The organism is Candidatus Woesearchaeota archaeon (genome assembly GCA_018303405.1).
GTDB lineage: Archaea > Nanobdellota > Nanobdellia > Woesearchaeales > JABMPP01 > JAGVYD01.
Genome location: JAGVYD010000015.1, coordinates 66,060 through 90,701, shown reverse-complemented (window position 1 = coordinate 90,701; position 24,642 = coordinate 66,060). Strand labels below are relative to the sequence as shown.

General features: G+C 45.3%; 26 protein-coding genes. 18 read left to right on the top strand and 8 right to left on the bottom strand.

All coding sequences use genetic code 11. The annotated features are described in order from the left end of the window. Positions 1–248 precede the first annotated feature (248 nt). From J4227_06455 to J4227_06415, 9 genes are all read left to right on the top strand, one after another. On the top strand, positions 249–623 hold the full coding sequence (locus tag J4227_06455; GenBank protein ID MBS3110142.1) for a hypothetical protein: 375 nt from the start codon (positions 249–251) through the stop codon (positions 621–623). Between the two features lie 89 nt (positions 624–712). Continuing rightward, a complete protein-coding gene (purL, locus tag J4227_06450) occupies positions 713–3,055 on the top strand; it encodes a phosphoribosylformylglycinamidine synthase subunit PurL (GenBank protein ID MBS3110141.1) in 2,343 nt (780 codons plus the stop codon). Between the two features lie 87 nt (positions 3,056–3,142). Further along, complete coding sequence (purQ, locus tag J4227_06445; protein MBS3110140.1) at positions 3,143–4,102, top strand: phosphoribosylformylglycinamidine synthase I; 960 nt, start codon at positions 3,143–3,145, stop codon at positions 4,100–4,102. After that, complete coding sequence (locus tag J4227_06440) at positions 4,102–4,572, top strand: hypothetical protein (protein ID MBS3110139.1); 471 nt, start codon at positions 4,102–4,104, stop codon at positions 4,570–4,572. The genes purQ and J4227_06440 overlap by 1 nt, the downstream gene beginning before the upstream one ends. A gap of 103 nt (positions 4,573–4,675) precedes the next feature. Further along, on the top strand, positions 4,676–5,455 hold the full coding sequence (locus J4227_06435) for an AIR carboxylase family protein (GenBank protein MBS3110138.1): 780 nt from the start codon (positions 4,676–4,678) through the stop codon (positions 5,453–5,455). 22 nt (positions 5,456–5,477) lie between these two features. After that, positions 5,478–6,296: an inositol monophosphatase gene (locus J4227_06430; protein ID MBS3110137.1), complete on the top strand. Its 819-nt coding sequence runs from the start codon at positions 5,478–5,480 to the stop codon at positions 6,294–6,296. A 28-nt stretch (positions 6,297–6,324) separates the two neighbouring features. Next, positions 6,325–7,287 (top strand): phosphoribosylaminoimidazolesuccinocarboxamide synthase, encoded by a 963-nt coding sequence (locus tag J4227_06425; protein ID MBS3110136.1) that lies wholly within the window; start codon positions 6,325–6,327, stop codon positions 7,285–7,287. A 13-nt stretch (positions 7,288–7,300) separates the two neighbouring features. Next, positions 7,301–8,158 (top strand): hypothetical protein, encoded by an 858-nt coding sequence (locus tag J4227_06420; GenBank protein MBS3110135.1) that lies wholly within the window; start codon positions 7,301–7,303, stop codon positions 8,156–8,158. Further along, positions 8,155–8,778, top strand: a complete 624-nt coding sequence (locus tag J4227_06415) for an HAD family hydrolase (GenBank protein MBS3110134.1) — start codon at positions 8,155–8,157, stop codon at positions 8,776–8,778. Before J4227_06420 ends, J4227_06415 begins: the two co-directional genes overlap by 4 nt. A 9-nt stretch (positions 8,779–8,787) precedes the next feature. Here the strand turns inward: J4227_06415 and J4227_06410 are convergent, their stop codons facing one another. Next, entirely contained in the window at positions 8,788–9,669 is an 882-nt protein-coding gene (locus tag J4227_06410; GenBank protein MBS3110133.1) for a twin-arginine translocation signal domain-containing protein, read from the bottom strand. Positions 9,670–9,949: 280 nt separating this feature from the next. On the opposite strand from J4227_06410, the gene J4227_06405 reads away from it, so the two are divergent. Both J4227_06405 and J4227_06400 read left to right on the top strand, forming a co-directional pair. Continuing rightward, positions 9,950–11,335 (top strand): adenylosuccinate lyase, encoded by a 1,386-nt coding sequence (locus J4227_06405; protein MBS3110132.1) that lies wholly within the window; start codon positions 9,950–9,952, stop codon positions 11,333–11,335. A 79-nt stretch (positions 11,336–11,414) separates the two neighbouring features. After that, a complete protein-coding gene (locus tag J4227_06400) occupies positions 11,415–11,852 on the top strand; it encodes a hypothetical protein (protein ID MBS3110131.1) in 438 nt (145 codons plus the stop codon). A gap of 25 nt (positions 11,853–11,877) precedes the next feature. On the opposite strand, the gene J4227_06395 is transcribed toward J4227_06400, so the two are convergent. Both J4227_06395 and J4227_06390 read right to left on the bottom strand, forming a co-directional pair. Beyond that, a complete protein-coding gene (locus J4227_06395) occupies positions 11,878–12,456 on the bottom strand; it encodes a ribonuclease H-like domain-containing protein (protein MBS3110130.1) in 579 nt (192 codons plus the stop codon). A 376-nt stretch (positions 12,457–12,832) separates the two neighbouring features. Continuing rightward, a complete protein-coding gene (locus tag J4227_06390; GenBank protein MBS3110129.1) occupies positions 12,833–13,324 on the bottom strand; it encodes an Lrp/AsnC family transcriptional regulator in 492 nt (163 codons plus the stop codon). 142 nt (positions 13,325–13,466) lie between these two features. Between J4227_06390 and J4227_06385 the strand changes: the two genes are divergently transcribed. Then, positions 13,467–14,378: a phosphate uptake regulator PhoU gene (locus J4227_06385; protein MBS3110128.1), complete on the top strand. Its 912-nt coding sequence runs from the start codon at positions 13,467–13,469 to the stop codon at positions 14,376–14,378. A 105-nt stretch (positions 14,379–14,483) separates the two neighbouring features. On the opposite strand, the gene J4227_06380 is transcribed toward J4227_06385, so the two are convergent. Together J4227_06380 and J4227_06375 are read right to left on the bottom strand one after the other, a co-directional pair. Next, positions 14,484–15,533: a nitroreductase gene (locus J4227_06380; protein ID MBS3110127.1), complete on the bottom strand. Its 1,050-nt coding sequence runs from the start codon at positions 15,531–15,533 to the stop codon at positions 14,484–14,486. Positions 15,534–15,670: 137 nt separating this feature from the next. Next, positions 15,671–16,075 carry a hypothetical protein gene (locus J4227_06375; GenBank protein ID MBS3110126.1) on the bottom strand — a complete coding sequence of 135 codons (405 nt, stop codon included), beginning with the start codon at positions 16,073–16,075 and terminating at the stop codon, positions 15,671–15,673. A gap of 181 nt (positions 16,076–16,256) precedes the next feature. Between J4227_06375 and J4227_06370 the strand changes: the two genes are divergently transcribed. Both J4227_06370 and J4227_06365 read left to right on the top strand, forming a co-directional pair. After that, entirely contained in the window at positions 16,257–17,144 is an 888-nt protein-coding gene (locus J4227_06370; protein ID MBS3110125.1) for a phosphate uptake regulator PhoU, read from the top strand. Between the two features lie 175 nt (positions 17,145–17,319). Next, complete coding sequence (locus J4227_06365) at positions 17,320–17,535, top strand: hypothetical protein (GenBank protein ID MBS3110124.1); 216 nt, start codon at positions 17,320–17,322, stop codon at positions 17,533–17,535. Between the two features lie 272 nt (positions 17,536–17,807). On the opposite strand, the gene J4227_06360 is transcribed toward J4227_06365, so the two are convergent. Next, complete coding sequence (locus J4227_06360; protein MBS3110123.1) at positions 17,808–19,553, bottom strand: protein kinase; 1,746 nt, start codon at positions 19,551–19,553, stop codon at positions 17,808–17,810. A gap of 948 nt (positions 19,554–20,501) precedes the next feature. Beyond that, positions 20,502–20,810 (bottom strand): hypothetical protein, encoded by a 309-nt coding sequence (locus J4227_06355; protein ID MBS3110122.1) that lies wholly within the window; start codon positions 20,808–20,810, stop codon positions 20,502–20,504. A 285-nt stretch (positions 20,811–21,095) separates the two neighbouring features. Here J4227_06355 and J4227_06350 point away from each other — a divergent pair, with 285 nt between their 5' ends. The 4 genes from J4227_06350 to J4227_06335 all read left to right on the top strand — a co-directional run bounded on the left by J4227_06350 (position 21,096) and on the right by J4227_06335 (position 24,313). Next, a complete protein-coding gene (locus tag J4227_06350) occupies positions 21,096–21,689 on the top strand; it encodes a class I SAM-dependent methyltransferase (GenBank protein MBS3110121.1) in 594 nt (197 codons plus the stop codon). 121 nt (positions 21,690–21,810) lie between these two features. After that, entirely contained in the window at positions 21,811–22,416 is a 606-nt protein-coding gene (locus tag J4227_06345) for a hypothetical protein (protein ID MBS3110120.1), read from the top strand. An 89-nt stretch (positions 22,417–22,505) separates the two neighbouring features. Beyond that, positions 22,506–23,603: a peptide chain release factor aRF-1 gene (prf1, locus tag J4227_06340; protein MBS3110119.1), complete on the top strand. Its 1,098-nt coding sequence runs from the start codon at positions 22,506–22,508 to the stop codon at positions 23,601–23,603. Between the two features lie 2 nt (positions 23,604–23,605). Beyond that, positions 23,606–24,313: a M48 family metallopeptidase gene (locus J4227_06335; GenBank protein ID MBS3110118.1), complete on the top strand. Its 708-nt coding sequence runs from the start codon at positions 23,606–23,608 to the stop codon at positions 24,311–24,313. A gap of 87 nt (positions 24,314–24,400) precedes the next feature. On the opposite strand, the gene J4227_06330 is transcribed toward J4227_06335, so the two are convergent. Continuing rightward, complete coding sequence (locus J4227_06330) at positions 24,401–24,562, bottom strand: hypothetical protein (GenBank protein MBS3110117.1); 162 nt, start codon at positions 24,560–24,562, stop codon at positions 24,401–24,403. Positions 24,563–24,642 lie beyond the last annotated feature (80 nt).

Genomic DNA, 24,642 nt, shown 5'->3' with positions numbered 1-24,642 from the left:
CATTGCTTTACTATCCAAACTCTTTTTTCAAATGTCAATTTGTACATAAACATCACCGAGTGAGGTTTATGTGTAAACTAATAATGGGATAGCACAGTTCAAATTGACCAGGATAATGGTCCCTTTGGACTGACTTAGAGCATCATAAAGTGTGGAACCATCGCCTAATGCCACCAAAACCAGCCAGGTGTCGGCATTAACCTTGAAATCGCAATTAATATATAATAGAAATGACGTTGCATTTTATTATGCTCATTTTCATAATATTAAGCGTCCTATTTTCGGTTTACTTTGTGCTAATCAGCCTGCCTGCCCTGATGGCACAGTATGGAATGCCATTTCCTGACCTGCTTGAAGGCGTAAGCCCCACAGCCAGCCTTGTAATTCTGATGATTGGCACACTTTATCTGGCCTATGACGGCTTTGGCGAAACCCATCTTGTCAAGAAGCTAAGCCTGGGAGTTTCAATTTTCCTTACCCTGTATTATTTCTACCTGGCCCTGCACATGTTCGGCATAATTGCATTTTCCCTTGGCAGCGGCTTGATGCTGGCCATCAATCTTGCCTATTTTGCTGCTGCAACGCTGCTGATTCTGGGCATTTTCCTGCATCATACGGGATGAGGCATTTAAATTTTCCAGGAAGAATCCAAGAACAGTAAAACTTATATATCCTAACCCCTGCGGAAAAGTATAATTTAACGGGGGTCATTTTGGTGGACGACGGAGAACAGCTCGAAACAATCCCAGTAAAAGCTTATTCTGACAAGGAGCTTAAGGAATTCCTAAAGTCCAGGGGTTTGGCTCTTACTGTGGAAGAAGCCAAACTGGTTGCTAAAAAGCTGGGCCGGGATCCGACTTTAACTGAGCTTTGGGTATTCAACATTGAATGGAGCGAGCACACTTCGTACAAATCCAGCCGTGACACCCTCAAAATGCTCCCGACACAGGCAAAAAATGTGATTCTTGGGCCTTCTGAGGATTCCGGAATTGTGGAATTGGGCAATATCAATGGCGAAAAGTGGGGGGTTGTCATATCGCACGAATCCCATAACCATCCAAGCCAGGTCGTGCCGTATGAAGGCGCAGCGACTGGAATCGGGGGTGACATAAGGGATGTTTTGTGCATGGGAGCAAAGGTTGTTGCATTGTCTGACCCATTGAGGTTTGGAAATCCGCACGGCCCCAATAAAAACAAGGTCAGGTATATTGCAAATTCAGTGATTGACGGGATCGCAGAGTATGGAAATGCCGTTGGCATCCCGAATATTGGAGGCGATGTGTACTTCAATGATTCTTTTGACGAAAACTGCCTTGTCAATGTCGTATGCCTTGGGATTGTCAAGGCAAAGGAGATTGTGCACAGCTATGCGCCAAAAAATTCAGCCGGGCACGATATTGTTATAGTTGGAAAAGCCACTGACTTCTCAGGCTTTGGAGGCGCATCATTCGCCAGCCTTGTGCTCGACGAAAAAGAAGAGGACAGCAACAAGGGCGCGGTCCAGGTTCCGGACCCATTCCTGAAAAATGTCCTGATTCGCGCAACATACGCTGTATTTGATGAAGTCAGGAAGCAGAAGCTGGATGTTGGCTTCAAGGATATGGGCGCGGGCGGCATAATGTGCTCAACATCAGAATTGGGCTCCAGTGCCGGCTACGGCGTTGAGATTGACCTTGACAATGTGCATGTGTCAATCTCTGACATGCCGCCTTATGTGATAGCATGCGGTGAAACCCAGGAAAGGTTCACATGGGTTGTGCCGCCGGAATTCACACCGACCCTGCTCAAGATTTACAATGAGGATTTTGAATTGGGCAATGTTGCAGAGGGCGCAAAGGCAACAGTCATTGGCAAGATCATCAGGGAGCAGGATTTTATCCTGAAACACAGGGGCAAGCTCGTATGCAGGGCCCCTATTAAGGAAGTTACAACAGGCATTAAGTACAGCAGGGACCTTAAGGAACCAAAAACAAGTTTCAGGGAGCCTTCAATTAAGGAGCCAAAGAGCTTTACAAAAGTCCTTCTCAAAATATTGAGCCACCCGAATGTCTGCAGCCGTGAAAAAATCTTCAAGCATTATGACACAAGCGTGCAGGGCAATACGGTGATTGCACCAGGCCGGGCAGACGCCGGCGTTATTGCTCCGGATGAAGTTGCCCCTTATGGAATAGCCCTTTCAACTGACTGCAATCCTGCAATTTCAAGGATCAGCCCATATTGGGGCGCAGCCAATGCAGTTGCCGAGGCCATGCGAAATGTTGCCGCAGTCGGCGCGGTTCCTGCTGCCCTGACAGACTGCCTGAATTACAGCAATCCTGAGGTTCCCGAAGGATTCTGGCAATTTGTAGAGGGTGTGAAGGGTATCTCCGACGCGGCGAGATTTATTTCAAGGTATAATGCAGGAAATGACCCTGTTCCTGTTATCTCTGGAAACGTCAGCTTCTACAACCAAAGCTCCAAAGGAAAGGCTGTTGACCCTTCTGCGATAATTTCGTGCATTGGAATCCTTGATGATTACAGCAAGGCAATAACAATGGACGCAAAGAAATCCGGCTCCATGCTTTATCTTCTTGGCGAAAGGAAAAACCAGATGGGCGGAAGCGTCTATTACAGCCTTTTCAATGAAGTGGGGACAAATGTGCCCACGCTGGATTTTGGCAGGGAAAAAAACATGATACATTCAGTTGTTTCGCTGATAGGAAAGCGCCTGGTCTTGTCCTGCCATGACATCAGCGACGGCGGTCTTGCCGTGGCATTGTCAGAGATGGCAATGCTTGGGAATAAGGGCATGGAAATTGACCTGGCATTTTCCGAGCTGGGGATTGAGCAGGTCTTGTTTGGCGAAAATTCAGGCTTTGTCCTTGAGATAGACAAAGGCCAAGCAAGGGCTGTTGAAAAATTGCTCGAATCCGAAGACGTCCCATTTTGGAGGATTGGCACAACCAAGAATGAAGCAAAGTTAACTGTCAGGAGAAAAAAGATGAAGCTGATAGATGTTAAGCTGGAAGAGATGGACACAGCCTGGAGATCAGGCCTTCCCCTGGCATTGGATTAAGAGTATAGATGATTATGAGTATTAAGCTATAGGCAAACGAAAGGTAAAATATCACAAGATTCGGCAAAGGCAAGTGGGTGGCAAAAAATGTCAAAAAAACCGGGCAAGGCAAAAAAAATGAAAAAGGCGGCCAAGGCCGCCATGAATCAGAAGAAAGCAAAAGCTGAGAGGATAGAGCCACGGAAACCAGAGGCAGCCTTATCAGCAAGAAAAAAGGAAGGCATAAGGGTTGCGATAATCTGGTTCCCGGGGTCAAATTGCGAGGAAGAGGCGGCTGAAGCAGTCAGCCTTGCGGGCATGAAAGCTGACATCCTCAGATGGAACGCTGACCCCCTGGTTTTGCGTGAGTATGATGGATTTGTGCTGCCGGGCGGCTGGAGCTATGAAGACAGGATAAGGGCAGGAGTGATTGCGGCACGGGATCCAGTGATGGACACAATAAAAGCCGAGGCTGACAATGGAAAGCCTGTGATCGGGATATGCAATGGCGCCCAGATTCTTGTGGAAAAAGGGATGGTGCCTGTTGGAAAGCCAGAGGCTGACATGGCCCTTGCCCCCAACATCAATCCGCTTGTCCATGGTTATTATTGCGATTGGGTTTACATCAAGGCTGAAAATATCAAGGGTGCATTCACAGCAGCTTTCAGGAAAGGCGATGTCATTAGCCTTCCGGTTGCGCATGGCGAAGGGAGGTATATCACCGAGGACAGCGAAATCAAGGATAAAGTCAGGAAGGACAACCTTGTTGCCTTCAGGTATTGCGATGAAAAGGGAAGAATCCTGGAAAAATTTCCATTCAATCCAAATGGAAGCCAGGGAAATATTGCGGCAATTTACAACAGCATGGGAAATGTGATGGCAATTATGCCTCACCCTGAAAGGTCCGCGCTCAAGAAGCAGCTGCCTGGCTTTGCCGGGACAGCCAGGGAAGGAATGACTGCAGCCGCGTGCCTCAAGGTCTTTGAATCAATGAAATCCTACATAGAAAAGAGGAAAAAGGGCGCAGCCATGCCAGGCCAGGCAGCCATAAAGCAAGGTGGTTCGTAATGCCTGAAATTGAAATGATGGTTTCTCTTGTAATCCCTGACAACACTGCCATTACAGCCACTAATGTGCTCCGCAAAATGGGCTACTCAAAGCTGCTGAACATCAAAAGGGAGGAATATTACAAATTCACATTTGACGGCGACAGCAAGTCCTTTGCTGATAAGATTAGCAAAGTTGACATAATCATGAACTTCAACAAGCATCGGGCAGTTTTCAAGAAGCCGCAGGACCCCTGGGGGGACAGGAGGCCGCGAATACTTGTCAAAGACAAGGGAGACATGGGCTCAAAGCTGGCAGGCACACTGAAGCATCAGCTCGGTGTGGCCAAAATCAAAAAAGTGGAGAAAGGCATCCTCTGGACCCTTGCGATAGATGAAAAGCCTGAGAATGTGGCTGCCCTTGCCTGGGAAATGGCCAGGAAATTGCTCTATAACCGGCACTATCAGACAGCTGACATTGTTTCTAAATAGGTTTCATTTATCCGAATCAAGGTACCATTGGCTGCGCGATTCCGCATCTTACATGCAAAGATATTTAAGGAATTCCGGATGCCTTTATAGCGGAGGGGTGCATATGAATAATGGCCGATCTTCAGTTTTGACCGGGGCTTTGGGAGCAGAAGTGCTTATCATTTTCGGCAGCGATTCTGACAGCAAGGTTTATGACAGGATTCAGGCGAATGTTCCAAAGAGCGCTGCAGTTGTCTGTTCAGCGCACAGAAGCCCGGATATTCTTGATGACATCATGGGTAAGTCAAAGGCAATGGTATTTGTCGCAGGCGCTGGCCTTGCCGCGCATCTTCCCGGCGTTGTTGCTTCCAAGACAATAAGGCCTGTAATTGGAGTTCCTGTGGACAGCAATTTTTCAGGCATGGATTCGCTGCTTGCGATTGTGCAGATGCCTCCTGGAATACCAGTCCTGGCTGTGGGGCCTGACAATGCTGATGAAGCTGCAAAATATGCAAAGCTCATGCTCCGCGAATACCATGGAGTCACAATCATTGGCGACATAAAAAACCAGAAAGCCAAAAAAGCAATTGAAATGCTGGATCAGTTTGGGGTAAGCCATGAATTTGCTGATTCTCCCAACCTAAAAAATGTCAATATCAATTTTGGAAACGCTGACGAGGAAAAAGGGTTGACAATAAATGTCCCGCTGATTGACACTTCCACGCCTGAAAAAAGCCTGGAGCTTTTCCACATGATGAGAAAAGGGCTGTGGGTGGGCGTTGGCAGGGCAGAGAATGCGGCAATTGCGGCTGTTGAAATCCTGGATTATTCCGGAAAGTACGCATCAAAGCTCAAAGATTACCGCGACTCCCTGAAAAGGAAGATAATTGAAGGGCTGCAATAATTGCAGGGGGCTGGAAAACAAAATGCAGGAGAGCTATAATCCCAAGGAATTTGAGGAAATGAAAAAGGTGGCATTTGACGCTGCCATAGAAGCCGGCAAAATAATAGAAAAATATTTTCATGCCAACATTGAAAAAACACAGAAAACCAGGGGTGATTATGTTACCCAGGCTGACAAGGATGTTGAAAAGCGCGTCAGGGAGATGATACGGGCAAAATTTCCAGGCGCCCACATTTCAGGGGAAGAGCTGGGAAGGACAGAAGATTATGATGACAGGGGATTCCACTGGCTTATTGACCCGCTTGACGGCACAGTAAATTTTACATTCGGCTTCCCGAACATCACAACAATAATCACAATTGCCAGGGGAAACGTGCCTGTTTTCGTGGTCAATTACCAGCCTATGACCAGGCAAATGCTTTGGGCAGAAAAGGGAAAAGGGGCTTTTCTGGGTGATAAGAGGCAGCATGTGTCCAAAATCAGCGCATTGGAGGATGCAAGGTGCGCAATTGGGATTGCCCGGACGGATTTTCATGCAGGTGAATTGCTGGAGCTCAGCAGCCATGCATTCTGGCATTTTCAGAAAACAACCAGGACAGGCAGCATAGGCATGACGGGCATGTCCATGGCAACGGGCAAAATGGAAGCAAACATTGCCAACTTGGTTCCACCGCATGATGTCGTGCCAATTTCAATGATAATTGAAGAGGCCGGCGGCAAGGCAACCACTATTGATGGCGCTCCATTAACCCTTGGCATGCCGGAAAATACCTTGTTCATACTTTCCAATGGGATTTTGCATGATAAGTTGGTTGAGTACGTTAAAAAATTCATTAAATAGGCTTGGGCCAGCAGTATGAGGTGAAGAAATGCTGACAACAAAACAGATCAGGGATGAGCTCAATAATACTCTCGACAAAACAGACTTTGGGCTGCCAAACAAATACCAGGGCAAGGTAAGGGATAATTATTCCCTGCCCGGCAGGAAAAGGCTGATAGTTGTTACTGACAGGATATCATGCTTTGACCACATTGTTGGGAAAGTCCCGTTTAAAGGCCAGGTTCTCAACCAAATTGCTGCTCATTGGTTTGAGCACACCAAGCACATTGTAAAAAGCCATGCCATTGATGTCCCAGACCCAAATGTCATGGTCGGGCTGGAATGCGAGCCTCTGCCAGTTGAGGTTATTGTTCGAGGCTATATTACGGGAAGCCTTTGGCGCGATTATAAATCCGGCAAAAGGGACATGTACGGAATCAAGTTTCCTGAGGGCATGATACACCAGCAGCCTTTTGACCAGCCTATTCTTACGCCTTCCACCAAGGCAGAGCACGGCGAGCATGACATGCCGATAACACCAAAGGAAATTGTTGCGCAAAAGCTTGTTTCTCCTGGGATTTGGAAACAGATTGAGGAAGTTTCATTAAAGCTGTATGAGCATGGAACAGAGCTTTTGCAGCGAAACAACCTGATCCTTGTCGACACAAAATACGAATTCGGACTGCTTGACGGCAAATTGGTGCTGATTGATGAAATCCACACACCTGATTCCTCAAGGTTCTGGTACCTTGACAGCTACAAGCAATTATTCGAGGATGGAATGGAGCAGAAGCAGCTTGACAAGGAATACGTAAGGCAGTGGCTCATCTCAGAGCGGAACTATATGGGCGATGGCGAGCCACCAAAGCTGCCGGATGAAGTCAGGATAGAGGCAGCCAGAAGGTACATTGAAGTCTATGAGCAGATGACAGGGAAGGAGTTTGAGCAGCATAAGGGAGGCATCCTCGCAAGGGTCACGAATAATCTGAAGGAGAAAGGATACTTAAGATGAAAAGGCAAGGCAGATGACAATAGAATTGTACAATGTTTCGCTTCCGGGCAGGGGCGTGGTTTCCAGGCTCCAGGCAAATGCGTTTTATGGGGACTCCGTGCCCCATGCGCTCCTGGTCGCAAGGGATTTTTCCGGTCCTGATGGGATTATTGCAACCATGCCGGAGTTGATTAACAGCAGCATAAACTCCAGGTTTGACAGTAAGATATGGGATGGTTTCCATACATCCAATACCGAAGAGATTGCCGGAGTGTCTGGAGCAGGCAACAATGTTGTGATTGTCCTTCACGGTGGCGGCTTCATAAACACGCCTTCAAAAATCGATGTGCGGACTGCACAGCCAGGGGATTATTCCTCCATGCCCGGCCTTCAGGGAGTGGGCGCTGAATTGACAGACATTGATCAAATAAAATCACAGGCCGGATTTGGCGAAATTAGGGATTTGCTCAAGGGTAAACTGCCGGATGGAAGGGATATTGAAGTTTATTCTTTTTCAGATTACAGGCGCGGCATTGCCAATTTGCCGAGAGGCCATGCAATTGTGCTTGATGCATCGCAAATCAGCCAAAGCCGGTCGGAAGACCAATTTTTGGATACTTTGCTTGAAGACCCATTATTCATATCAAGGGTAGGGGGACAGAGAAAGGCAGAGGCGTTTCTTCACAGGGTTAGGCAGAGGTATAATACAGAAACTTATCCCAACATACATAATTTTGACGAAACCGATTTCAGCAAGCCCCATGTTTATTTTCTAACCTTTAATCCAGATGCTATGGATGGCATTATGGCGACCTACATTTGGGGGAACGCCAACTTCCTTGCCGTTGATGGCGATACCATCCGGCAAAAGCTCAAAGATGCTGCAAAATGAGAATCCCAAAACAAATAAAGGCAATTATTTTGGATATAGATGGAACCCTAATTGATTCTGAGGATGGATTGTGGTGGGTGCTGTTTCAGGGAATCCTGAAAGAGCTGAACATGCAGCCGCAGAAAAAAAGCACTTTTTTGACTCATGCTGGCGAGTTCTCCAGGCACTTAACCAGGAGTTTGTCAGGCAAGGCAAAAAAGGAAGCCATGGGAAAGATTAGGGAATACATACACAAAAACTACATGAAGCACATCAATAAGGTGAGCATTTTTTCTGACACAATCCCAACCTTAAAGGGATTGAAGAAAAAAGGTTTGACCCTTGCAACCGTGACCAACACCCCCCGGAATCTTTCATTTCCAACTGTGCAGAAATTTGGCTTGCCCAAATATTTCAAAACAATGGTATTCAGGTATGATGTGAAAAAAATCAAGCCTGCGCCTGACATGCTGCTTCTTGCTTTAAAGCGGCTCAATCTTAAGGCCAGCCAGGTAATTTACATCGGTGACAAGCATACTGACAAGATAGCAGCCAGGGCAGCAGGGATTTATTTCATCGGCTTGAAAACTGCGGGCAATAAAAGGATAGAAAGATTGAACCAAATTGTAAAAATGGTTTAGCAGAGGATTTTACGATTTCTTCACTAACCCCTGTACGGATGCCGGCAGGGGCACTGCATTGCCGTTCTTTTCAATATGGTACACTCCCTCCTTCTTAATCAGCTTGTAGGCAACACCGCTCTGTTCCAGCTCATCAAATCTTTCAAAGAAATACGGATTAAAATATTTCCTCGCAAAATCCTCCTTGCCGGTTTGTGAAACTCCATTATCGGAAATTAATCCAAAGTAACGGCTGAGGTAATTAAAGTCAACAATATGCTCGTTGGTTTTGCTCCAGGCAGTATTGCTTGCATCCCTGTACTGTGCCACCGCCGCGGCCAGGCCGCGCAGGTTATTCAGAGTATATCTGTTGTCTGTGCCCAAAGTTTTAATGACTTCGCCCCATTCAATTCCATCGAGATTGCTGTACAGTTGCTCAGCCAGATTGTACGCATATTTTAAATGGCCAAAAAAATCATTTTCATTTTGCACAAGCTGGCCAAATGCATTTGGCGTGACATACAATCGCGACTTTATTCCTGTTCCAAGCTCCCCTGCTTTTTCTCCAACTACCTTGATGAATGAAAGATCTGGCAAGTCATAGGCATTAACACGGGTTTCACCCCGGTCAGAAAGTTCAGAGTATCTTACGCTTGCGACACTTTTTGGCTTGGTGCCGATTGTGTAATACCCTGCCAAAACATCATCAATAAATAGTTGCCTTATTGCAGGAGTTGAATCGGCCTTTGCCTTTCTGAAGTCAACCCTGCCGGCACCAATTGCATTTGCGCCCTGCACCATTCTTGTAAGGTCAACGGCGCTGCAGCCTGAAGCTATGGCTCCGCTGCCAAGCACGGCCATTGCTTTTAGAAAATCCCGCCTTGATGCATCGTAATTTGTTCTGGTAGCCATTTTATCGTCTCTCCACAACATTTCAGTGTAATCCAAGACCAAACATCATCCTAAACAAAATTCAGTGCTGTGCATCAGTGGATCCTGACATTTGGAGGAATGTCATCATTTGTGGCAGCCCTGACTGACTTGTCAAACCTCTTCAGCCCCCTTGGTCATAATTTGTTATGTATATCCAATAAAAGACCATTCCAGTTTATAAATCTTGCCGATTTACTCCCTGCATAATGGTAAAATTATTTTCCGCAATCCTTTTAAATGACAGGCATCTCTAATTGGCATGGACATATTCGACAATATATCCCCTCTTGATTTCAGGTATTATGGCAGGGATAAGTCTGTGTTCTCAAAATTGGCTCCATACCTTTCTGAGGCGGCGATGATTAGGTACATGCTTAAAGTTGAAGTCGCGCTCACAAAAACGCTCGCTGAGAGAAAAGTCTGCTCCAGGAAAATTGCAGAGGAAGTGGAAAAGGCCGCTGAAAAGGTCACGGCAGAAGAGGTTTATGTTGAGGAAGACAGGATTAAGCACAATGTCAGGGCATTGGCAAACATGATTAGGAAGCGATTGAGCCCCCAGGCCAAGCCGTTCGTGCATTTCACGGCAACGAGCCATGACATCATCAGCACAGCAGAGGCAATGCGCTGCAGGGAAGCCGGGGAAAATGCATTAATACCCTCTTTGTTATCGCTCGAAAAAACCCTGATAGGCATTGCATTGAGGGAAAAAGAAACCCTGCAGATAGGCAGGACACACGGCCAGCACGCGGAGCCAATAACATTCGGCTTTGCATTGTCCGAATATGTCTCCAGGCTCGGCACAAGGATTGTTGCACTAAAGCAGGCCACAGAAAACCTGCGTGGAAAAATCTCAGGCGCAGTTGGCGCCTACAATGCATCAGGGTTGTTTTTCAAGGACCCTGAAGGCTTTGAAAATGATGTGCTGAAAAAATTGGGACTTAAGCCCGCAACGCATTCAACGCAGATTGTTGAGCCGGAATTTTTGGCAGATTATGTTCATGCAGTCATTTCAGCCATGGGCGTCATGGCAAACCTTGCAGATGACATGAGGCATCTCCAGAGAAGCGAGATCGCAGAGGTTGGCGAGGCATTTGGAAAGGAGCAGGTCGGCTCGTCCACGATGCCGCACAAGCGCAATCCAATAAGCTTTGAGAATGTCAAAAGCATGTGGAAGGTGTTTATGCCCAGGATGTCAACTGTTTATTCTGACCAGATAAGCGAGCACCAGAGGGACCTGTCAAATTCAGCCTCATCAAGGTTTGTGCCGGAAATCTTGGCAGGACTGGTCATTATGGCTGCCAGGCTCGAAAAGGCCATGCTCAAGCTTTCAGTTGACAGGGAAAATATCCAAAAGAACTTTGAGAAGAACAGCAGCATGATTGTTGCAGAGCCGCTGTACATCCTGCTGGCAGCGCACAACCATCCGGACGCCCACGAGCATGTGAGAAAGCTTACGATGGAAAGCCAGCAAAAAAATGTGCCATTGGCAGAATTGGTCTTCGCAGATCCAGGATTAAAGCCTTACCTTGCCAAATTCACAAGAGACCAGATTGCTATTCTCAAAAACCCGGCAAAGTACACAGGCATTGCCGCTGGGAAAACAGAAAGCGTCTGCAGGCATTGGAAAAAAGAATTGAAAATTTAGGCTTCTAAGTACTACTGTAGGATAGTTAAAATTGCCAAATTTTATATAGTATGCATCTTTCCCAGGTGCCAGAGCGCATATGGGAGATATAACAGCGCAGTTCAAAAAACATGTAGCGCACGAGCCGCAGCTTGCAGCAGCTTTAGTGCTCAGGGAGATGAAGGAGTCTCCAATAAAGGATTCTCTGAAAAAACTCTTTAAGCTTCTTGTGGTCTGCTCAGAAAACGGGGATGCCTATGACCCGCAAAGCCAGATGATCTTCAATCTCAACCACGGCTATACTGCAAGGCCTGGCCAATATGTGCTTGTCCAAAAGATTGCAAAAAGCCATGGTGAAAATGCCGAAGGACTTCGATTGGAAGGCAAATTGGAGGATATCCAGGAATTTCGCGATGTTGTGACAGGGGAGAGAATCTCTGCCTACATTTTTGATTCATCTGCCCCGGAGTATGCCCAAAAAAGAAGCATGTACAGGGAAACCATTGAAGCAATAAGAAAACTCAAAGGGGAAGTTTAATCCTGGTTATTTATTGTAAAATCAGCTACCATTTTGTTATCTTGACAACATTTGTCTCCACGGCCCTTTTGTAAAGCGCGTCAGTTATAATCAGGTCATTTTCAAGGTATTCCTTTAGTTTTGCATAATCCCCTTCCTTGCAAAGCCTGGCGACATCAGCGCCGTCGACGTCCATGACCCTAAGGCCGAGCAGTTCTGCGAATTCCTTCAGCTTGCCCCGCTTTGGGTCATAGCGATAGGCATTGATTTTTTCCCGCAGGTCAATAGCATTCTTGAGATTGATTGGCGGAACTTTCACTCCAAGTATAAAGCTTCTCGCGGCCAGAAATGGAAGGTCGAAATTCAGGATATTGAACCCGACAGGATTGATGAACGGGCTTGTGCTCCTGCATTTCTCCCACTCCTGCCAGAATTTATACAGCATTTCTGCCTCGTCATCGGACTGGAAGATAAAATTCTTCCCATTGCTCCGCAAGCCCAAGGCAACTATCCTGGAATCTATTGGGTTGAGCAGCTCCTTTCTTTCCTCTTCAGTCATGGAAAAATGCCTTTCCAGGTCATGAGGGCATGTTTCAATGTCCACCACAAAATAAGTTTCAGCCATTTTGTCCAATTTACCTGTAATTTTTGCAAATTATCATGAAAATGTTCACATTTTCAGGATGCTGGAAATCGAAGATTTCCATCATGCTCAGAAATCGATATTCTTTCACCGAGCTAAAGCTCGGAGCGTGCAAAGTCGATTTCTGACATGTCAAGAACCACCGGTCAGACGGAGTCACTTTGTTCGTCGGTTTGCTAAAGCAAACGACCGGTGGGATGTCATGTTTAGTTCCACAGACCTCGTGGTTCTTGAGCACGTTAGGAATTTTTCACTTGAAAGTTTGAAATGGGCTTTCCAGCCACCAGTTAGAAACTAGTGGAAAATTCCAAACATTATAAAGCTATTGCGTTTTGCCATCCCTGCATAACACATGTTGCTAAACCAATCCCAATATTCCCAGCAGTTCCGGGTCGCTCATAAAGGATTCGCGTTTGATGTCGTCAATTATATAGTAGACCTGTTTTGTTTTCACGCCGAATTTGATTTCAAGGGCCTCCAGGAAATCCTCGCTCTCCTTTATGCTCTTGAAAATGCCCTCGACCAGAAAATCGAAGCCATTGTTGATTTTGTACAGGCTGTTGACGCTGATATGGCTTATGAGAAATTTTTCAAGCGCCTCCTTTTTTTCCCGCGCAATCTTCAGTATTACCTTGCATCTTGCGTTGTAGCCAAGCTCATTGAAGTCAAGCAAAGCAGTGTATCTTTTGATGATGCTGCTCTCCTGCGCCTTTAGCCTGTCATAGATTGTTGACACAGGAATAGACGTTTTCCTGCTCATCCGCGTCAAGGTCTCGCGGGCATCATTCCTCAAATGGCTCAATATCAGGGCATCCCTTTTTTCCATCATCTTCTCATCCTCCTTTGTCAAGCCTTTCCCATTTCCGGGCTCGTCGGAATAGTTATGATGGATGCGCCCAAAAATATTAATTTCTTATTATATAATTATAATAATAATTATAATATTATAATTTTTAGAAATATTTATATATTTGAACCTACTGCAGGGAACAATGAAGCGGAAGATTGCACTTATTGGCCCTTCAACGCTGATGGTCAGCCTGCCCAGCAAGTGGGCAAAGGCCAACAGCCTGAGGAAGGGAGCGGAGATAGATGTTGAGGAAAGGGAAAAGCAGCTGATTGTATCTGCCGAGCCGAGCAAGCCCAAGGTAAAGAGATTGAACCTCGAAGCTAAGGACATAGGCATGCCGCACAAGAACATCCTGGCCTATGTCTACCATAAGGGGTACGATGAGGTCAGGCTGAACTTCTCAGGCGATGAAGCAGAAAATTCCCTGCTTTTGAAAATCTCCGAGCTTATTGGCTTTGAAGTTGTGTCGCAGACCGACACGAGCTGCACCGTCAGGAGCATAACTGATGTAAAAAGCGAGGAATATGAAAGCATGCTCCGGCGCACTTTTTTGCTGCAGCTGGAAATGGGGGAATCCTGCTATCGGGCTTTGGCCAGCGGTAAATTCCAAGAGCTGGGAGGCATTTCGCTGCACGAAGGAACAAACAACAAATACACTGATTTTTGCAAAAGGGTATTGAACAAGTATGGCTATGCCAACCCCGAGAATACGTTGTTCATGTATGCGATTGTACGCGACCTTGAAAAGATTGCGGATGTATATAAGGCAATTTGCCTTTACTTTTTCAGGGAGACAGATTACAGGATAGACAGGGCAGTCCTGGATGCGGTCAGGGAAACAAACATGATGTTCAGGCTGCTGTATGAACTGTTTTACAAATTTGACCCCTCCAAGGCAAAGGAATTTTATAGAATCAAGAATGAGGCTTCGGGCAAAACACTGCATTTGCTGGGAAAGGTGAAAGGCAGGGAAATCATACTGCTGCACCACATTATGACAGCACAGGACCTGATATTTGACCTTTACGGGCCGTATTATGCAATGAGGTTGTGAATTGGATATGAATTGCAAGAAGCAAGACGCTAATCCGGATAACCAGGCCCGCCGCAAGGCAGGCCATTGCATTACAGGCATTTAGGCCCGTTGGGACACACGGCTTCAAATAAGAACATCTCCAACAGGGCGTCTTGGAGTGGGCTCAATGTCCGGGCTGTATCCAAAACGAAGGAAGATCTGAGGATATCCTTCGCGGTTAAGGACTTCAGAGAGTTTTTTCCTAAGCTCAGGAACCACAATCGGATCATTGACAAAGGAATAGCTTAACCCAACTGTTGTTGCATGAAGCAGGATGTTTTGCAGGGACATGCCGGCATGGAGCCATTCCAGGGGAGTGTCATCTTGTGTGCCCAGCACGGCTAAAGTAGATGTATTGAGTATATGGTCTTGATTCTTGGTGGTTATGCTATTCCCCAACTTAAAATTTCGGGCAAGCAACGGGATCAGCACTGATACAAGCGGGCTATATCCCTTTGTCCGGCTGCTAAGGCCATCCAAAGAAGAGTTGTGAGAACGCAGCCACGAAGCCAGCTCGTTGCAAAAATCCCTATTTTTCGATAGGGCCGATTTTGCCTGAACAATCAGGTCAGTAATAACGTTGTCTTTGTCATTCAAGTGAACTACCTGAAACCACGTGTTGTGAAGACAGGCCACTTCCTTCAGGTTGTCAAGAAGAATATCAGGTATTTTCTGGTCTTTAAACCTCAACCATTTTGTCCTTCTGAGCTTAATGGCATGGAAGAGGTTATCACGGTAATAATACTGCCCCGACTTGTTGCCGAGGCTGATGGTAGCCAGCAGATCAGGTGATGTCGTGCTTGGGCACAATTCCATTTTATAAGTATACCTAAAATGCTCGATGGCACATTTAAGATTGAACAAAGCTGCGCCACAGGATATTAGGATTTGCCGGTGGTCCGGGTCTGCAATGGGAAGTTTTCGGCTCATGTCAGCATACATATATGCCTCATTGTCCAAGATTTTGAAAATCCATGGTTGGATGTTATATATTGATGGAGCCAATACAGCATAGTTCAGCATAAAACGCAGCTTCTCGGCAGGCCGCCCCATCTCGGGGAAATCAGACTCTGATGTTTCCCATGGATTCTGGGATTCCTCATACTGCACATATTTGCCCTTCTTTTCAGCCATTATATCCATCGGCACTGCCTCATAAAATGTAGTTTAGCTTTCAATCCATTGATATCGCTATTAAATGGCCTCTGTTACAAAGAGGACTATGCACAAACTATGTGGATAACATTTGAGTTCTCGTAACTTAAAATTGCTTATAAAATATCCTGCCTGTACACTAAAGGATAATCCTTTGCCGCTTTAGTGCTCGATGTTACCCTCTTCTCGATATTTTTCAGGACAATCTCCCTTTTAGAGGGGTTTTTTGAATACCTGTCCACCACATATATGAATATCACTTTTTCTGGAATGTCGAGTCTTTGGCAGGAAGTTACATTTTCAAAAAGAAACCCTTTCCTAAATTCCCGGGGGATAAGAAAATATTTGGTGGCCTCATTTCTTCCCCGCTGACTGATATTTGTCCTGATTACCGCAGTTTTTTCAGTAAATAGGTGGATATCATCAAGATGCCCCTTCAACTGCAGAAATTCATCATATTCGCATGCCAATTCTAGGATTACCTTGGTCCCTTTTCGTTTTGTGCTTATAACCGAAGCCATTTTATTTCTACCATGTTTGGGATGATAAGAGTTTTTAAGATCAGTTTATGATATATACTTTGTTATCACATTGTATACACCGGTGTATATTTATCCAGGACTTGAAAACATTTTTATAGTGAAAGGCTTCCAATATTCAATGATAGTATATGGCCGGGCCATGTGAAAAAGGGTGCATAATATGAAGAGGAAAGTTGTCCTGCATGGAAGTTCAACGTTGACTATTTCTCTGCCTTCAGCCTGGATAAAGACATGCCACATAAAGAAAGGCCATGAGCTTGAAGTGACGGAGCAAGGCAGGGAACTGATAATCAAGAATGGCCCAATTTCTGCCAGAACCAAAAAGGAAATAGATATCGGCGGTTTTGAGAGATTTGGCAAAAGCTACATAACTTCGCTCTACAGGCTGGGATATGATGAGATGGGTCTAACTTATGCCAGTCCTGGATACATTAATGTCATAAGGAGCCTGATTTCCAATGAGATGATAGGATTTGAAATCACCAGGCAGGAAAATAACTATTGCCTGTTGCAGGACCTCACTGGGCATTCAAGCGACGAATTTGAGATTGCCCTGAGAAGATTATGGCTCCTGACCCTGGATTTCGCATCGGAGAGCCTTGACATCATCAAAAGCAGGAATACAGCTGAACTGAAATCCATGGCAGGCCAGGATTATCCAATCAACAGATTCTGCAATTATGGCATCAGGATGCTGGCCAGAAACGGATCAGGCAACCATAAAAAGATCCCGCAGTATTATCACCTGATTAAGGTGCTGGAAAGGATAGCAGACCATTATAAGGACATGTGCTCCGTGTATTTTGCCAATCGGCAAAGGATTGATGACAAATTAGTGGCCAATTTGGCCGAAATCAATGAATGCCTGGCCGATTTTTACAGATTGTTTTATTCTTACAACGAGGCAAAAATGGAAAGCCTGTTCCAGAGGACAAAAAACATGAAGCAAGATCTTTTAATGTCCAACTCCTGGGCATCTTTTTACCTGTATGACATATGCTCGGACATACGTGATTTACTGTCCACAGTGATTGAAATAAGGTTATAGCCACACTCTTGCGCATTCTGCGATTATATTTTGTATTGGGATAAAAATCATGATAACTAGCCTCATTTTATGTACCATATCTGCAAAAGTTATCCAGGCTCTTACGTGGGATTTTTATCACAGGGGCATAACAGAATAAGTGATATAGGATAAGTAGTATAGGGGAGGCGATTTTATGAAAAAAATGTATCAGATAATGTATGTTGCTTTAGCAGCTGTGATGTTATTCATCGCGGGGTTCGGAGGCAGCCAGAGCCAGACAAAGGAATTGAGCTATGTGGATTTGGCATTCCAGGGAGGAAGCCTGATGGCCATGGCAGAGCCAGAATGTCATCATGAGCCGGGTTATCCAAATGATTGTCTGGGAAACAGCACTTCTCCGCCTCCATAAACATAACTGAATTTTTTTATTCTTTTTTTATATTTGCATACCAGGCAAGCGCGACAAGGCTTCCACATAACTGTAACAGCCAAATATGAGGGATGAATTAGTGTATTCGCCTGCCCGTTTATCTGCACATGCATGCATAATAATCCCCTCATAATCATCCACATCAGAAGACAGGTATTTTTTTGAGGATAGTGAATGTAACATCCTTGAAAAGGCTTTTTTATAGTTTTCCCGCCCTGTCAGGATATACAATTGCATTATGGGCTGAAGTGCTATGGCTGCAGCTGAGCTGTCTTTTGGAATTGAAGAAGCCAAATCCCTAAAATCGTAGAATGGAACATTGTCTTCCGGCAGGTTTTCAATGAAGTAATCCGCCAGTTTCTTGGAGGTTTGCAGAAAATTCCTGTTTTTTGGTATGCTGTAACAAACGCTTCCAGGGCCCTTGCATGTCCTCTTGAATATGCAGATCCTGGCCCAAATGCAAAGTAATTCGCCTCGCCCACAAATTTTCCTTTCCTTGGATTGAATACTGCCTGTTCCCTTACAGATGAATCCCTCCTGATGCTGTATCTTTCCAGAGTTTGCAGATGGTTCATGATGATGTCTAAATAGTGCTGTCTCTCGCTGGGGTTTTGTTCATTGTCAAAGGCAAGCCATAACAATGGGAGGACCACAACTGTGTCAACTTTTAATGTCTGCAGCTCAGGGGTTTCTCCGGATTCTGCAATCTCCAGGATTCCTGAATTTTCATTGTAACTCGAAGCCATGATATCTGCTGCCCGCCTTGCTTTGGCCAGGTAACCTTCATTTCCTGTCATGATATACCCTTTCCCATACGAATAATAAAATCTCGCCGGCTTGACACTGCCAGCATCGTCCTCGACAAAATCTATCCCTTCAGTGGTTTCGCGGGCCCATTTTCCAAATTCCTTTTCCTTTGTCCTGTCGAGGCAAATCCAGCAAAGTCCAGGAGTGTATCCTTCTGTCGAGTAACCATTGCCATGCGTCTTGAACCATTTCCCATCAGTGGTGGTTGCGTAAAGGTAGTTTCCTGGTCCGAATGTCCCTGATTCCCCGAGCTTTCGGATTTTCTGAGCCACAATCCTTGACAACAGCTCATTGTAGAGAGGAGCCAGTTCCCTGTTGTCCAGTGCGCTGATTCCTGCAATTTCATTCTGGATATATTCTATTGAACTTCTATAGCTGTTATGCTCGTATATGGAAATGGCGGCTGCACCTGAAACCAAAGTTCCAAGCATAATGCCCATGAATTTTCGGCGCGAAACTGCATTCTGATATTTTGCAATGCTTTGCCCAAATTCCTTAACGTCGTCATAGCCGAAACTTAGTGCCTTCTGTGCAATATGTTCCAGCGCCTTTGGAACTTTCCTGTCCTGGCTTTTGTATCTCTCCAACAGATATTTCAATATCCCGCCCAACTGCGCAATATCCCTCATAAATGGATTAGAAACGATGTCTGTTTCGCCCGTAGGAGAGAAAGTATGGCTGTCTGATAGCCTGCCTCCCCAGTCCAGAAGATACAGGCCCTTTCCTTTTCCATTCTTGCGTATTATATTCTCGAGCTTAACATCAAGGTGGTGTATGCCTTCGTTATGGGCATTGGCCACTCCTGCAGCAACTGATTGCACTATCTCAATGATTTCTGCCAAAGAAAGCTGTTTTCCTGAGTCAAGGTCCTGTTCCAAATCCTTCCCATCAACATACTGCATGGCAATGTAGTAGAAGCCCTGGTCCTCTCCTGCTGCATAAACCGAGGTAATGTGTTCCTGTTGCTCGAGCCTGGCTAATCTTTTTCCTTCTGCAATTACCTGCTTTTTTCTCGCATCATCCATCCAAGGTATTAGAATCTTGAGAGCTATATGCCTATCTAGGCTGGGCTCATATGCCTTGAATACCCAGCTCTTCCTGGTTGGCTTGATAATGGACTCAATCACATACTTCCTGTCTATAGTCCTGCCAATAAGCTGAGCGTGATCTCCCCGATCCGACTTGTCCATTGTTAATACTATATCATGATAATATAAAAAATTAACTTCTAATGGAAGGTCAAAAACAACACATTTATAAGGGGGGATATAGGTTGCACGTTTGCTGCATTTTCATGAAAGATGATATGATCTCATCGGGGTTTCACCAACGCTTTATTCTTAAGAAGGCTGAGACATTGCAGTATACTATATAATCAAGCCATGATTAGCATGATTATACACCATATTTTGAATGGCACTGTAATTGCGCATTTGCCATAGCATATATAGGAGTGGTAGGCAAGACAAACAGATGAGTGTTTAGGGAATATGCATTTAACATACATTTTTATAATGAAAGTAAATTCTTTCCATTCTCATATTGGGGCTGTGGGGTAGCCGTGGCAAATCTTTAAAAAACACGCAAAAATCGCAGATTTTTGGTGTCCCAGAAATGCTAAGCATTTCTGTGAGATTTGATAGAAACAAAGAGGGCATAAAGCCCGCTGAGCTCAGCAATCTGAAATATTGCTGGTCGCATTCACAAATTCACAATATATTTCATTGGGGCTGTGGGGTAGCCTGGTATCCTTCGAGGTTTAGTCTTGCGAGCTTTCATTCTGCAATATTGATGCGTCGCTCCTTGTTGGTATAGCGAAATTTAAGGTTGCATTAGATCGCGTCGAGAGGCTTTATGCCTTCAAATTTGTCAAGAACTGCCTGCTAAAGCAGGCAGCGTGTTTGGATACTGCCTAAAAAGTGAGCAGTTCTTGAGCATGTTATGAATTTTTCACTTGAAAGTTTGACATTGGCTTTCCAGCCACTAGTTAGAAACTAGTGGAAAATTCCAAACATTTTACGAGATTTTTTGATAAAAAATCTCCCCGGCAGCCCCATAACGGTTTCGTCCGTTAACACCGAAATTAGTCTTGTGGGCATTTCGCTTTGCTCAATACCCAGAACTCCATGCAATGCAGATCATGGATGCTCTGCATGTATGTATTGCAAGATGGTATCGTGGAGTTGGACATCATTTCTTACCAAGGTAATGTGCCCCCAGCTCATTCCTTTGGCAAGCACCATTGATGGGGTCACACGGCTTACATCATATCCATCCGCACCATACAATTCGATTGCCGTTCTTGCAACTTCAATTGCCATGTCCTTTGGGATGCTTGTAGCTTGGCCAGTTGCATACTTTCCGGCAAAATCAGATAGAACATCTTCAGCCAATAGTTTTGTCAATGTCTTGTCCTGCGGTGTCAGCGGGTCATAAGTTATTGCCATTCTGAATCCCTCCCCGTGGCAGGGGATATCCCCGCCAAAATAAATATTTATGATGACCCATGTCCAATTCATATTTAAATTTTGCTACGTGACAATGGCCTAAAGAAGTGACCCGCCTTGCGGCGGGCCTGGTTACCCGGATAAACGTCTTGCAATCATCGTATCATGCAAGTGTGAGTCCGGGCACATGACCAGAAACATTATTTCTTTATAAGTTTGAGTTTAAATGCAACTTATTATTTCCAAAAACAAACCTTTATAAGATTAAACCCAGAACAAATTAGAATGCACCAGCACGTAACCCGCGGCGACGGAATTCTTGAATCATTCCTTTCAAAAAAAAGGGCAGCCATGGCAAACAAATTGATTCCGGACTCTGCCAGGAAAGGAAGAATCCTTGACATTGGCTGCGGCTCCTATCCTTTTTTCCTCATCAATACAAAATTCAGGGAAAAGCATGGCATCGACCCTTTTGTAAAATTATCCAAGTCCTATGGCAAAATAACCTTGAAGAAACAAGACCTTGAAGAAAAACCCAGGACATCCTATCCTGACAATTATTTTGATGTTGTTGCCATGCTTGCGGTTTTCGAGCATCTGCAGCAAAAAAAGCTCACAGCGGTTCTCAGGGAAATCCACAGGATACTCAAGCCTGGCGGGCGGCTGATTTTGACAACCCCCTGCCCGTGGACAGACGGCCTGCTTAAGATTATGGCGAGGACAGGCTTGGTGAGCAAGGAAGAGATCCATGAGCATGAGTCCACTTATCCGCATAAAGCCATAAGGCATTACCTTGAGAAAGCGGGATTCGATGGGAAAAAAACAGTCCTGGGCTATTTTGAGTTGTGGCTGAATAACTGGGGCTATGCTGTAAAGTAAGCCCAAAATTTGCTGATGCGCATCCATACACACCATAAAATATATAAATATAAAATCCAGGGATATTTTTGTTCCGACGACAGAATTCAAGAAAATTTTGTTGAGACCGAGTGAACTGAAAATGCAAACAAAAATGTGGCTTAAGCTGACTGACAGCGACGACCTGATTAGCTTTGAGAAAGAGACTGCCCACCTGTACAAAGTCAGGATTGAGGCAAGGCTGGTCAAGGGATTCTGGCAGATATTCAAGACATACTACAATGCAAAGGAAGTTGCATTTGTCGAGGAATACACAACTGAGACAAAGCCAGAGGCTGTCAGCGTGATCAATGCCCTGAAGCGCGAAAGGGACCTGGCTCCTGCTGAAATTAAGCAGATAAAAAAACTTCTTGGGAAAAAGCTTACCCTGAATATGGAAAGGGCGTTCAAGGAATATGAGGTTGAAAAATGGTATTTTACCATCAATGACGACAAGACTGCAAATTTTGCCACTATCCGCTATTGCGAATATATAGGCGTTGACATCGTGCTGCATGACAAGTACAGGTATCTTGAAAGAAGGATTTTGGAGGAAATAATCAATGTGCTTGGCCTGCAGGAATTTGGAATGGACATAAACAAGAATGTTTATTTCTTCACAAAGAGAACTTTCTATAAGACCAGGCCCAAGAGAAGAGGCGTTGTCATCAGCAAGATTGAGATGGACTATACGGACAGCCAGGAATAGCGCACATTGCACACGGCTGGCTGGCAGAGGGCCTTGCATATTTTTATAAAGCCCCTTGGTTTCTATTAAGCTTAAGCCGTTGAAGGACTATGATAAATTCAAAGCAAAGGTTTGAACTGAAGAAGATCATCAAGGAGCTGGAGACTTATAGAGGCAGGCATACAGAGCTGGTTTCAGTCTATGTGCCTGAAGGATATGACCTTAACAAGATATTAAACCATCTTGCACAGGAGCAGGGGACCGCCTCAAACATCAAGTCCACTGCAACAAGGAAAAATGTCATTGATGCCCTGGAAAAAATGATACAGCACCTCAGGCTTTATTCATCAACACCCATCCACGGCCTTGCCGTGTTCTCAGGCAATGTCGCAGAAAAAGAAGGCCAGTCTGATGTAAAGGTGTGGAGCCTTGAGCCCCCTATCCCAGTCAAAATTAGATTATACAGGTGCGACAAGGAATTCCAGCTGGACCTGCTTCGCGACATGATGGACATCAAGGAAAGTTACGGGCTGGTGGTGCTGGACCGCAGGGAAGCGCAGATTGCAGTTCTCCGCGGAAAGACTATTGTGCCATTGATAAAATTAAAGTCCAATGTTCCTGGCAAGACAAGGGCAGGAGGCCAGTCTGCCCAGCGATTTGAAAGCCTTAGGGACCTTGCCGCCCTTGAATTCTACAAAAAAATAGCCCAGCATGTCAAGGAGGAATTCCTTATGAAGGAAGGGCTGAAGGGGATTTTATTGGGCGGCCCCGGGCCGACCAAGTATGACTGGATGGAGCTTGCGCAGCTTACAAATGAACTGAAGAAAAAAGTGATTGCAATCAAGGATTTGTCCTACACTGATGAATTTGGCCTGCAGGAGCTGGTAGACAAAAGCCAGGATGTGCTTGCCAATGAGGAAATTGCTGAAGAAAAACAGGCCATGACCAGGTTCTTTGAGACTCTTCTGAAGCAGCCGAACAAATGCGCGTACGGCGAAAAGCATGTGATGAGCGCACTGCAGATGGGCGCTGTCGACACCCTGCTCCTGTCCGAAACCCTTGAGGATGACAAGATAACGGAATTCGAGGAAATTGCTGACAAGTACAAGACTGATGTAAAGATTATTTCTGTTGAGACAAGGGAAGGGGTCCAGCTGAGGGATATGGGCAAGTTTGCAGCAGTCCTGAGGTTCGAGTATGGTGGCTGAGCATGGCAGCAGAGAATTTCGCCTGGGGTGACAATGCGCTTGTGAAGCAGGCGTACAGGGAGATTTCTGGCGGCAAGGACCTTGATTATTCTGTCAAGGTGCAGTATTCCGGAAAGTTCAGCGATTACAATGCCAATGTGAAATATGGCCGAGGCAGGATGCAGTTCGGCCTGAGCAATTCCTGGAAAGAGGTCAGCGATGAGATTAAAGTCGGCCTTTTCCAGAGCCTCCTGAAAAAAATTTTCCATCTCAAGGCAGAGACAATCAACATAGACCTGTACAACAAGTTCCTTAAGAATGTGCACATTGCAGCGCCGAAAACAGAATCCGACCCGGTTCTTGGGGAATCATTCGACCGCATCAATGAAAAAATGTTCAATGGCATGATAGACAGGACGAATTTTAGGTGGGGCGAATCCGGCAGGCTTTTGGGCAGGTATGAATACGGCTCAGACACAATAATGATAAGCAAGGCCCTTAAAGAGGATTATGAGCTCCTTGACTATGTCATGCACCATGAAATGCTTCACAAAAAGCACAAGTACAATTATAAGAACGGCAGGTCAACCCACCACAGCCATGCCTTCAGGGCCGAAGAAAAAGCCTACCCAAATTCCGATGTTATGGAGGCCAGGCTTAAGAGGGTTGTGTCGGCATATAAGGTCGGTAAAAAGGCATTCCCGCGCCCATTCAGGCTGAGGTTTTGGTGAGAGATGATTAAGTGGTATATGTTTGGATTATAAGGTCAAATAAGGGAAGAATTTAGGTTTTAAGCAAAACAAAAAAAATAGCCAAGTTTACTTGGCCTTCTTAAGCTTGGCAATTGCTTCCTCAACGCCTTTCCTTTCCATCTCAAGCCACTTCTTGTAGTTTTCCAGCATTTCTGCCTTCTCCGTTGTTGTAAGGAACTGCCTTCCGCTGTATTCTCCTTCTCCGCAGCTGTACGCTCCGCAATTCATGTTAATTCCTCCGGCGCCCTTCCATGCAGGGGGTGAAGCATGTATCGGGCGTCCGATATTGGTTATACGATACTTATATT

Excerpts from the sequence above, each read along its gene's own strand:
- J4227_06455 (MBS3110142.1), top strand. The coding sequence starts at position 249 with ATGCTCATTTTCATAATATTAAGCGTCCTATTTTCGGTTTACTTTGTG.
- purQ (MBS3110140.1), top strand. The coding sequence starts at position 3,143 with ATGTCAAAAAAACCGGGCAAGGCAAAAAAAATGAAAAAGGCGGCCAAG.
- J4227_06440 (MBS3110139.1), top strand. The coding sequence starts at position 4,102 with ATGCCTGAAATTGAAATGATGGTTTCTCTTGTAATCCCTGACAACACT.
- J4227_06435 (MBS3110138.1), top strand. The coding sequence starts at position 4,676 with ATGAATAATGGCCGATCTTCAGTTTTGACCGGGGCTTTGGGAGCAGAA.
- J4227_06430 (MBS3110137.1), top strand. The coding sequence starts at position 5,478 with ATGCAGGAGAGCTATAATCCCAAGGAATTTGAGGAAATGAAAAAGGTG.
- J4227_06425 (MBS3110136.1), top strand. The coding sequence starts at position 6,325 with ATGCTGACAACAAAACAGATCAGGGATGAGCTCAATAATACTCTCGAC.
- J4227_06420 (MBS3110135.1), top strand. The coding sequence starts at position 7,301 with ATGACAATAGAATTGTACAATGTTTCGCTTCCGGGCAGGGGCGTGGTT.
- J4227_06415 (MBS3110134.1), top strand. The coding sequence starts at position 8,155 with ATGAGAATCCCAAAACAAATAAAGGCAATTATTTTGGATATAGATGGA.
- J4227_06410 (MBS3110133.1), bottom strand. The coding sequence starts at position 9,669 with ATGGCTACCAGAACAAATTACGATGCATCAAGGCGGGATTTTCTAAAA.
- J4227_06405 (MBS3110132.1), top strand. The coding sequence starts at position 9,950 with ATGGACATATTCGACAATATATCCCCTCTTGATTTCAGGTATTATGGC.
- J4227_06400 (MBS3110131.1), top strand. The coding sequence starts at position 11,415 with ATGGGAGATATAACAGCGCAGTTCAAAAAACATGTAGCGCACGAGCCG.
- J4227_06395 (MBS3110130.1), bottom strand. The coding sequence starts at position 12,456 with ATGGCTGAAACTTATTTTGTGGTGGACATTGAAACATGCCCTCATGAC.
- J4227_06385 (MBS3110128.1), top strand. The coding sequence starts at position 13,467 with ATGAAGCGGAAGATTGCACTTATTGGCCCTTCAACGCTGATGGTCAGC.
- J4227_06380 (MBS3110127.1), bottom strand. The coding sequence starts at position 15,533 with ATGGCTGAAAAGAAGGGCAAATATGTGCAGTATGAGGAATCCCAGAAT.
- J4227_06375 (MBS3110126.1), bottom strand. The coding sequence starts at position 16,075 with ATGGCTTCGGTTATAAGCACAAAACGAAAAGGGACCAAGGTAATCCTA.
- J4227_06370 (MBS3110125.1), top strand. The coding sequence starts at position 16,257 with ATGAAGAGGAAAGTTGTCCTGCATGGAAGTTCAACGTTGACTATTTCT.
- J4227_06365 (MBS3110124.1), top strand. The coding sequence starts at position 17,320 with ATGAAAAAAATGTATCAGATAATGTATGTTGCTTTAGCAGCTGTGATG.
- J4227_06360 (MBS3110123.1), bottom strand. The coding sequence starts at position 19,553 with ATGGACAAGTCGGATCGGGGAGATCACGCTCAGCTTATTGGCAGGACT.
- J4227_06355 (MBS3110122.1), bottom strand. The coding sequence starts at position 20,810 with ATGGCAATAACTTATGACCCGCTGACACCGCAGGACAAGACATTGACA.
- J4227_06350 (MBS3110121.1), top strand. The coding sequence starts at position 21,096 with ATGCACCAGCACGTAACCCGCGGCGACGGAATTCTTGAATCATTCCTT.
- J4227_06345 (MBS3110120.1), top strand. The coding sequence starts at position 21,811 with ATGCAAACAAAAATGTGGCTTAAGCTGACTGACAGCGACGACCTGATT.
- prf1 (MBS3110119.1), top strand. The coding sequence starts at position 22,506 with ATGATAAATTCAAAGCAAAGGTTTGAACTGAAGAAGATCATCAAGGAG.
- J4227_06335 (MBS3110118.1), top strand. The coding sequence starts at position 23,606 with ATGGCAGCAGAGAATTTCGCCTGGGGTGACAATGCGCTTGTGAAGCAG.
- J4227_06330 (MBS3110117.1), bottom strand. The coding sequence starts at position 24,562 with ATGAATTGCGGAGCGTACAGCTGCGGAGAAGGAGAATACAGCGGAAGG.